Here is an 8,331-nt window from a genome sequence, read left to right on the forward strand (position 1 = left end):
AGTGCCGAACCATGTTCGGCAGGAGCTTTCCTGGTAGCGCCCACAGAGCCCCAAGGCTTTGGCTTTGGCTTTGGCTTTGGCTTTGGCTTTGGCTTTGGCTTTGGCTTTGGCTTTGGCTTTGGCCTTGGCCTTGGCCTTGGCCTTGGCTCGGCTTTGGCTTTGGCCTTGGCATCGGCTTGGCATCGGCTTGGCTTTGGCTCGGTTTTGGCTATTCCCTTCTCCCGCTTGCGGGGGAAGGTGCCCGAAGGGCGGATGGGGGAGCTTTTGAGCTTTTGAGCTTTTGAGCTTTTGAGCTTTTGAGCCTCGGAAGCAACTGCCTCAATTCACCTTCAGCACTCCGCTCTGCCCTCACCCCAACCCCTCTCCCGCAGGCGGGAGAGGGGCTTAAGCAAAACAAAAACAAACGCCACCTTTCGGTGGCGTTTGTTTCGCATCACTTCAAACCAAGCATCACTTCTTGCTCAGTTGCTCCCACAGGAAGCTGTAAGCCAGTGCCGACATATGCGCGGCCTGCGCATTGTTCGCCGCACCACCATGACCACCTTCGATGTTCTCGTAGTAGGTCACGTCCTTGCCTGCGTCGATCATCTTGGCCGCCATCTTGCGGGCGTGGCCCGGGTGGACGCGGTCATCGCGGGTGGAAGTGGTGAACAGCACCGGCGGGTAGCTCTTGGCCGGATCAAACAGGTGGTACGGCGAGAAGGTCTTGATGAAGTCCCAATCGGCCGTATCCGGGTTGCCGTACTCGGCCATCCACGAGGCGCCGGCCAACAGGTGGCTGTAGCGCTTCATGTCCAGCAGCGGAACCTGCACCACCACCGCACCGAACAGCTCCGGGTACTGGGTCAGCATGTTGCCGGTCAGCAGACCGCCGTTGCTGCCGCCCTGCACGCCCAGGTGCTTGGCCGAGGTGATGTTGCGGGTGACCAGGTCCTGCGCCACCGCCGCCATGTCCTCATACGCCTTGTGACGATTCTGCTTCAGCGCAGCCTGGTGCCAGCGCGGGCCGTACTCGCCACCGCCACGGATGTTGGCCACGACATACACGCCGCCCTTGTCCAGCCACGCGCGGCCCATGCCGCCGGAATAGCTCGGGGTCAGCGAGATCTCGAAACCGCCGTAGCCGTACAGCAGGGTCGGGTTGGAGCCGTCCAGCTTCATCGCCTTGTCGTGCACGACGAAGTACGGCACACGGGTGCCATCCTTGCTGGTGGCGAAGTGCTGCTCGATCACCTTGTCACTGGCATCGAAGAACGCCGGCATGGTCTTGAGCACTTCAGGCTGCTGGCCGATTTCGGCCAGGGCCAGGGTGGTCGGGGTCAGGTAGTCGGTGACGGTCATCCACACCGCGTCGCTCTCATCCGCGTCCACCGCGCCAACACCAACGGTACCGAAGGCCGGTGCGCCGGTGAAATCGCTGCTCACCCAGCCGTCCTTGCCGTGGGTCAGCACCTTCAGGCGGTTCTTGACGTCGTCCAGTACGTTCAACACCACGTGCGACTTGGTCCAGGTGGCACCGGCCAGCGAGGTGGTGTCGGTGGGCGCGAACAGCACGTCGAACTCGCGCTTGCCGGCCATGAAGTCATCGAACCTGGTCGCCAACAGCGAACCGGCGGTATAGGTCTTGCCGCCCACGGTCCACGGCTCACGCAGTTCCAGGGTCAGCCATTCGCTGCGGACACCCTTCTCGGCCGAGTTCGGTGCGTCCACCTTGGTCAGCTTGCCATCGGCGCCGATCAGGAACAGTTCGTTGTTGTAGAAGGCAATCGTGCGGCTGACGAAGTTACGCTCGAAGCCGGGCGTATCGTCGTGCATCGCCGAAATGTACATGTCTTCCGGCTTGCCCTCGTACACCGTGGTTGCGGCGCTGATCGGGGTGCCGCGCTGCCAGCGCTTGACCACGCGCGGGTAGCCGGAGGTGGTCATCGAACCCGTACCGAAATCGGTGTAGACGAAGACGTTGTCCTGGTCGATCCAGCCCAGACCACCCTTGGCCTCGGCGCGGAAGAAGCCGTCCTTGATCCAGTCCTTCTTCGAGACGTCGAACTCACGGGTGACATCCGCGTCGGCGCCGCCGCGCGACAGCGCGATCAGGCAGCGGTTGTATTCCGGGCGCAGGCAGTTGGCGCCGTGCCATACCCAGTTCTCGCCCTCGGCCTTGTTCAGCGCGTCCAGGTCCAGCACGGTTTCCCACAGCGGCTCGGCCTTGCGGTATTCGACCAGCGTGGTACGGCGCCAGACGCCGCGCTCGTGCTGCTTGTCCTTCCAGAAGTTGTAGTAGTAATCGCCGATCTTCTGGACACCCGGGATCTTGGCGTCCGAGTCCAGCACTTCGCGGATGCCGGCTTCCATCGCCTTGAACTGCGGGGTCACGGCCAGGCGGCCTTCGGACTTGGCGTTCTGCTCCTTCACCCAGCCCAGCTGTTTGTCGCCGGTGACGTCTTCCAGCCAAGCGTACTTGTCCTGGGAGTCGTCAGCGGCCATGGCGGCCCCGGCCAGGCCGGAAGAAAACAGACCTGCCACAAGGCAGGCAGAGGTGAGTCGGGACATGTTGGCTCCATGCGGTCATAAGCCGCGAACGCTAACACAGCCCCTGCCCCGCCCCCACGTGTCGAAGGTCAGGCCGCCTGCGGCAGGCGGCGCCGGGCCGGGCGCCGGCCACGGGTGGCCTGCGGGCCGCGCTTGCGCGGCTTGGCGTGGCGGTTCCGCCAAGCTGCGGGTAGGCGAAAGCGGTACAGCGCCCACCAGGCGGTGAGCGGCATGCCCAGCAGCCACAGTGGCAGCCAACCGATCCATTCGCTGTGGCCGCGTGCTGCCGGCCATACCAGCACCAGCGCCATCCCCGCCAGCGCCACTTGTCTGACGCAACGCAGCACCTGCGGATCGGGCACGTCCTGGGCATTACGGCGGGATGACGATGCGAGCGGCTTGGTCATGACGTTCTCCGGCAACATGGCTGTGTTGGAGTGCATCCTCGGTGGCCGCCATCTCACAGACTGCGACCTACCATTGACGGGCGCATCATTGCCCGCCGAACATGCAGCCCTGACCTTCACTGGTGCCTTGCCCGTAATGCGACCGATTCCTGTCTTCCTGTCCGCCGTATTGTTGAGTCTCGCCCTGCCGCTGACCCCGGCCCATGCACAGGAGGCTGCTCCGGCGACGACGACGGTGGAGGGGATTGCCGATGGCCCGATCGACCTGCAGCGCTTCATGGGCCGCTGGTATGTGATCGGCCGTGTGCCGAATTTCATCGAGCGCGGCCATGTCGCCAGCATCAACACCTATACCCTGCGCGATGAGAACAAGGTATCGATCCGTTACCAGTTCCGCGAAGGTTTTGCCGAGCCGGAAGAAGAGATCGACATCCGCGCCAAGGTGGACGAAGAAAGCGGCAATCGCAGCTGGCGCACCTGGTTCTACCGGGTAGTGCCCACCCGTTCGCGCATTCTTGAGGTTGCTCCGGATTACTCCTGGGCACTGATCGGCTACCCGGGCCGGGAGATGGCATGGATCTTCGCCCGCGAGCCGGACATGGACAACGCCACCTACCGCCAGCTGGCCACGCGCCTGCGTGACAAGTACGACGTCAACACCGACAAGCTAAAGCGCGTACCGCAGCACCCGCAGCAGGTGGACAAGCTGGGCTTTGAAGTGCCGAACAAGAAGTAACAGGCAGAGTCTGATTCTGCTGTTGTAGGAGCGGCGTAAGCCGCGAAGCTCATATTGCCGCAGCCTGCGAAGGGCTTACCCCTCCCCAGCCCTCCCCCCGCCTTCGGCGCAAGGGAGGGAGCAAAGCGTAGTGCCGAGCCATGCTCGGCAAGGGCTTTACCGGTAATGCCCCCAGCCGAGCACGGCTCGGCTCTACAGGTGCCACTCATCCACCTGGTTTGGCGGTCTCTATGACTACGCCCAGCTGCTTGCCGGCTTCGGCCAGTTTGACCTTCTTGCCGTCGCTGCGGGCGATCAGATAATCCGCCGCCACCCAGCCGCTCTTGCCGTCCGCACGCACATTGCACCATTGCAGGTCGTCCAGGCAGCGCTGCACTTCCACCGTGGTACCCACCGGCAATACCGCCAGGCGCTCTGCACGCTGATCGGGCGCACTGCGCAGGTTCAAGCCGTTGCTGACTTGGGCGGCGGGTTCATTGATCTGCGGCTGGAACCACAGCACCACGCCGATGATCGCCGCAGCCGCGGCGATACGCAGATACAGACGGGGCTTGCCGTCGGTGGACTTGAACAACCTGTGCATGGCGAATGCGGCGGGACCGATGCGGCCAGATGAAGGACCTATGGTGACACGCCAAGCTTGAACCCACGCCGTTGCAGCCGCGCCACGTTCAGGCAGCGCCGACATCCATCGCCGAAAGCCGTGCTGCGCCTTCGCCTCCGGCAATTTTCAGGCTGTACACGCCGGCATTGGGCACATGCATTGCAGTCTGGAAGGCACGGAATGCCTGCATGTCCGCAGCCCCATTTACCGCCCGCCCTTGCAGGCGCCAGGCCAGCAGGCCGATCCAGATGCCGTGACCCACGAATACGCTGCCATCTTCGAAGCCATGTAGGCGAGCCAGCAAGGCCTCAACCCGAGCCGCGAAATCATCGAAACTGTCGGCGATATCGCCATCGCGATGTGCAGGATCGCCGCGCTGCCAGTAATTGCCTGCCAATACCGCCACATCACCGGGCGCCTTGCCTTCGACCGTGGCAAGCGCCAGATAGCTGAACTCGTCCAGCTCGGCGATCTCCTGTGCTGCAAGCCCGTGGGCATCGGCGAAGTACTCCGCCGTCTGCCGGGCACGCAGCATCTGTGAGCAGTACAGCTGCGCTGGTCGCAATGGCCAGCGCGCCAGAAGATCCAACACCTGTTGCCGGCCCAGGTCGCTGAGCGGGATTTCCTTATCAGCCATGGCGAACGCACCTGCGTTGGCCATGCTCTGCCCATGCCGAACGAAGTACAGCGTCCGCATTCCCTCCGGGGCGGACGCCGTCTGCATCAGGCAGTCATGCCGCTATGCCGCAACAAGGCGTCAATCTGCGGTTCACGGCCACGGAAAGCGCGGAAGTTCTCAGCCGCACTGCGGCTGCCACCGCGCGACAGCACTTCATCACGGAAACGCTTGCCGGTCTCGGCCAGTGCGTCCGGTGCTTCTTCGAACGCAGCATAGGCGTCGGCACTGAGCACTTCGGCCCACTTGTAGCTGTAATAACCGGCCGCATAGCCGCCAGCAAAGATATGGCTGAACTGATTGGCGAAGCGGTTCCAGGCCGGCGGGATGTTCACCGCCACCTCGCCACGCACGCGCTCCAGCAGTTGCAGCACGCTTTCCTGCTCAGGCTGGTACTGGCTGTGCAGCAACATGTCGAACAGGCCGAACTCCAGCTGGCGCACGGTGAACATGCCGCTCTGGAAATTCTTCGCAGCCAGCATCTTGTCGAACAGTTCGCGCGGCAACGGCGCGCCAGTGTCGACGTGCGCGGTCATCGCTTCAACCTGCTCCCACTCCCAGCAGAAGTTCTCCATGAACTGGCTGGGCAGCTCCACTGCATCCCACTCCACGCCATTGATGCCGGCAACCGCCAGCTCACCAATGCGGGTCAGCAACTGGTGCAGGCCGTGGCCCATTTCGTGGAAGACGGTGGTGACTTCGTCGTGACTGAAAGTCGCTGGCTTGCCATCGTTGCCGCGGCCGAAATTGCAGACCAGGTAGACCAGCGGCGTCTGCACGCCCGCGGCGGTGACGCGGCGGTTGCGGCAATCGTCCATCCACGCACCACCGCGCTTTCCTTCGCGTGCATACAGATCCATGTAGAACTGGCCAACCAGCGCGCCATCGGCATTGACCAGTCGATAGAACCGCACGTCTTCGTGCCAGACCGGGGCGCTGTCCTGTTCCACCTTGAGCCCGTACAGGCGCTCGATCACGCCGAACAGGCCGGCCAGCACCTTGGGCTCGGTGAAGTACTGCTTCACTTCCTGCTCGGAATAGCTGTAGCGCGCCTGCTTGAGCTTCTCGGCCACATAGGCCAGATCCCAGGCCTGCAGCTCCGCCATGCCCAGTTCGTCGCGGGCGAAGGCTTCCAGCTCGGCACGGTCGCGCTGCGCATAAGGTTTTGCGCGTGCAGCCAGGTCGCGCAGGAAGCTCAGCACCTGCGGCGCATCGCTGGCCATCTTGGTGGCGATGGAATACTCGGCGTAGTTGTCGAAACCCAGCAATGCGGCCAGTTCGTTGCGCACGGCGAGAATGCGGTCGATATTGCCGGTGTTGTCCAGGGCAGCGTCGCCGAACTCCGATGCGCGCATCGCATGCGCGCGATACAGCTGCTCGCGCAGCGCGCGGTTGTCGGCATAGGTCTGCACCGGCAGATAACACGGCATCTGCAGGGTCAGCTTGTAACCCTCGCGGCCATCCTTCTGCGCCGCGGCGCGGGCGCTGGCGACCACGTCATCGGGCAGGCCCAGCAGGTCGTCGGCGACATCCACATACAAGGCGAATGCATCACCGGCATCGAGTACGTTCTGCGAGAACTTGGCCTGCAGACCGGACAGCTCTTCCTGCAACTCGGCAAAACGCGCCTTGCCGGCGTCGTCGAGTTCGGCACCGCCGAGACGGAAGTCGCGCAGTGCATTCTCCAGCGCCTTGCGCTGTGCTTCGTCGTAACTGGCGGCTTCCGGCACGGCAGCCAGCAGCTTGTACTGTGCGTACAACGCCGGGTTCTGCGCGACTGAACTGCCGAAGCGGCTGATCCTGGGCAAGTTGGCGTTGTAGACCTCGCGCAGCTCCGGCGTGTTGACCACCGCCTGCAGGTGAGAGACCTGGCCCCAGGCGCGATAAAGCCGTTCAGTGGCATCGTCCAGCGGTACCACGAAATTCTCCCAGCTCACCGGCGCCACGGTTTCAGCAGCTTTCACTGCGGCTTCGGCCTCGGCCAGCAGGGTATCGATGGCCGGGGCGACGTGTTCAGCGCGGATCGCGTCGAAACGCGGCAGGCCGGAGAAATCGAGCAGGGGATTGGTGGTGTTCACAGCATTCCTTCAAACAGTTCCGGCTACGCCGGTATCAAGCCTGATATGGCGACGCTTCCAGCCAGGCACAAGGCAGGGCCGGCAGGCCCTGCCCGGCCACGGCCGTGGCCACCACCGCGTCGGCGCCGACCACGTCGATGCCCTGCTGGCTGTACCAGTCCGGGTTGTAATAGCTGTGCGCGTAACGCTCGCCGGCATCGCAGAGGATGCTGACGATGGAGCCATCACGGCCGGCCGCACGCATCTGCTGGGCGGCGTACAGCACGCCGATGAAGTTGGTGCCGGTGGAGCCGCCAACACGACGCCCCAGGGTGGCGCTGACATGGCGCATCGCGGCCAGGCTCAGCGCATCACTCACCTTCACCATCGCATCAACGCAGGTGGGTATGAAGCTGCGCTCCACGCGCGGACGGCCGATGCCTTCCACACGCGAGCCGCCTTCGCAGGTCATGTCACGCCAGTCGCGGCCTTCCAGCGCGGCGCAGTAGCCGTCGTAGAAAATCGACACTTCCGGGTCCGCACAGAGGATGCGGGTGTCGTGGCGGCGGTAGCTGACGTAACGGCCCAGGGTAGCTGCAGTGCCGCCGGTGCCGGGGCTGCAGACGATCCATTCCGGCACCGGATGCGGCTCTTCGGCCATCTGTTTGAAGATGGACTCGGCGATATTGTTGTTGGCGCGCCAGTCGGTGGCGCGCTCGGCGTAGGTGAACTGATCCATGAAGTGGCCGCCGGTTTCGCGTGCCAGCCGTTCGGATTCGCAGTTCAGGTCACAGGCGCGCTGCACCAGATGGCAGCGGCCGCCATGGAATTCGATGGCGGCGATTTTTTCCGGCGACGTGCTGGCCGGGATCACCGCGATGAATGGCAGGCCCAGCAGACGCGCGAAGTAGGCCTCGGACACCGCGGTGGAACCGCTGGAGGCCTCGATCACCGGGCGACCCTCGCGCAACCAGCCATTGGCCAGCGCGTACAGGAACAGCGAGCGCGCCAAACGGTGCTTGAGGCTGCCGGTCGGGTGGCTGGATTCATCCTTCAGATAAACATCGATACCGGGGAAGCCCGGCAGGTCGATGGGAATCAGATGGGTATCGGCCGAACGGTTGTAGTCGGCTTCAATCTTGTGGATGGCCGCCGCCACCCAATCACGCTGGGACATGGATCGCCACTTATTGGTGAATGCTGGGGTGGATTCTACTTGGTTGGGCAAAACCGGGGTGGGGGGAGGGGGTTATGGGCGACCCCCCCCGGGCCCCCGCATTTGCAACCACAACACCCCCCCCCCGCGGCAGGGTGGGTGTTGT

General features: G+C 63.8%; 8 protein-coding genes. 2 read left to right on the top strand and 6 right to left on the bottom strand.

Annotation, left to right across the window (positions count from 1 at the left end; genetic code table 11):
• A partial coding sequence (locus ACVOLV_RS21645) for a hypothetical protein (protein ID WP_481556155.1) occupies window positions 1-276 on the top strand: 276 nt, incomplete at its 5' end.
• 174 nt (window positions 277-450) lie between these two features.
• On the opposite strand, the gene ACVOLV_RS21650 is transcribed toward ACVOLV_RS21645, so the two are convergent.
• Both ACVOLV_RS21650 and ACVOLV_RS21655 read right to left on the bottom strand, forming a co-directional pair.
• The gene (locus tag ACVOLV_RS21650; RefSeq protein WP_481556156.1) at window positions 451-2,550 is read right to left on the bottom strand and encodes a prolyl oligopeptidase family serine peptidase; all 2,100 of its coding nucleotides are present in this window, start codon (window positions 2,548-2,550) and stop codon (window positions 451-453) included.
• A gap of 68 nt (window positions 2,551-2,618) precedes the next feature.
• Complete coding sequence (locus tag ACVOLV_RS21655; protein WP_481556157.1) at window positions 2,619-2,936, bottom strand: hypothetical protein; 318 nt, start codon at window positions 2,934-2,936, stop codon at window positions 2,619-2,621.
• Between the two features lie 136 nt (window positions 2,937-3,072).
• On the opposite strand from ACVOLV_RS21655, the gene ACVOLV_RS21660 reads away from it, so the two are divergent.
• Window positions 3,073-3,672: a lipocalin family protein gene (locus ACVOLV_RS21660; RefSeq protein ID WP_481556158.1), complete on the top strand. Its 600-nt coding sequence runs from the start codon at window positions 3,073-3,075 to the stop codon at window positions 3,670-3,672.
• 205 nt (window positions 3,673-3,877) lie between these two features.
• Here ACVOLV_RS21660 and ACVOLV_RS21665 read toward each other — a convergent pair whose 3' ends face one another.
• From ACVOLV_RS21665 to ACVOLV_RS21680, 4 genes are all read right to left on the bottom strand, one after another.
• Window positions 3,878-4,255, bottom strand: coding sequence for an SH3 domain-containing protein (locus tag ACVOLV_RS21665; RefSeq protein WP_481556159.1), 378 nt, complete (start codon window positions 4,253-4,255; stop codon window positions 3,878-3,880).
• 88 nt (window positions 4,256-4,343) lie between these two features.
• Entirely contained in the window at window positions 4,344-5,000 is a 657-nt protein-coding gene (locus tag ACVOLV_RS21670) for a histidine phosphatase family protein (RefSeq protein ID WP_481556160.1), read from the bottom strand.
• Window positions 5,000-7,030, bottom strand: a complete 2,031-nt coding sequence (locus ACVOLV_RS21675; protein WP_481556161.1) for a M3 family metallopeptidase — start codon at window positions 7,028-7,030, stop codon at window positions 5,000-5,002. The genes ACVOLV_RS21670 and ACVOLV_RS21675 overlap by 1 nt, the downstream gene beginning before the upstream one ends.
• Before the next feature lie 34 nt (window positions 7,031-7,064).
• Entirely contained in the window at window positions 7,065-8,186 is a 1,122-nt protein-coding gene (locus ACVOLV_RS21680; protein ID WP_481556162.1) for a PLP-dependent cysteine synthase family protein, read from the bottom strand.
• Window positions 8,187-8,331 lie beyond the last annotated feature (145 nt).

This window comes from Stenotrophomonas sp. STEN023, from assembly GCF_056760135.1.

Coding starts and splice junctions, on each gene's coding strand:
- ACVOLV_RS21650 (WP_481556156.1), bottom strand. CDS start 2,550: ATGTCCCGACTCACCTCTGCCTGCCTTGTGGCAGGTCTGTTTTCTTCC.
- ACVOLV_RS21655 (WP_481556157.1), bottom strand. CDS start 2,936: ATGACCAAGCCGCTCGCATCGTCATCCCGCCGTAATGCCCAGGACGTG.
- ACVOLV_RS21660 (WP_481556158.1), top strand. CDS start 3,073: ATGCGACCGATTCCTGTCTTCCTGTCCGCCGTATTGTTGAGTCTCGCC.
- ACVOLV_RS21665 (WP_481556159.1), bottom strand. CDS start 4,255: ATGCACAGGTTGTTCAAGTCCACCGACGGCAAGCCCCGTCTGTATCTG.
- ACVOLV_RS21670 (WP_481556160.1), bottom strand. CDS start 5,000: ATGCAGACGGCGTCCGCCCCGGAGGGAATGCGGACGCTGTACTTCGTT.
- ACVOLV_RS21680 (WP_481556162.1), bottom strand. CDS start 8,186: ATGTCCCAGCGTGATTGGGTGGCGGCGGCCATCCACAAGATTGAAGCC.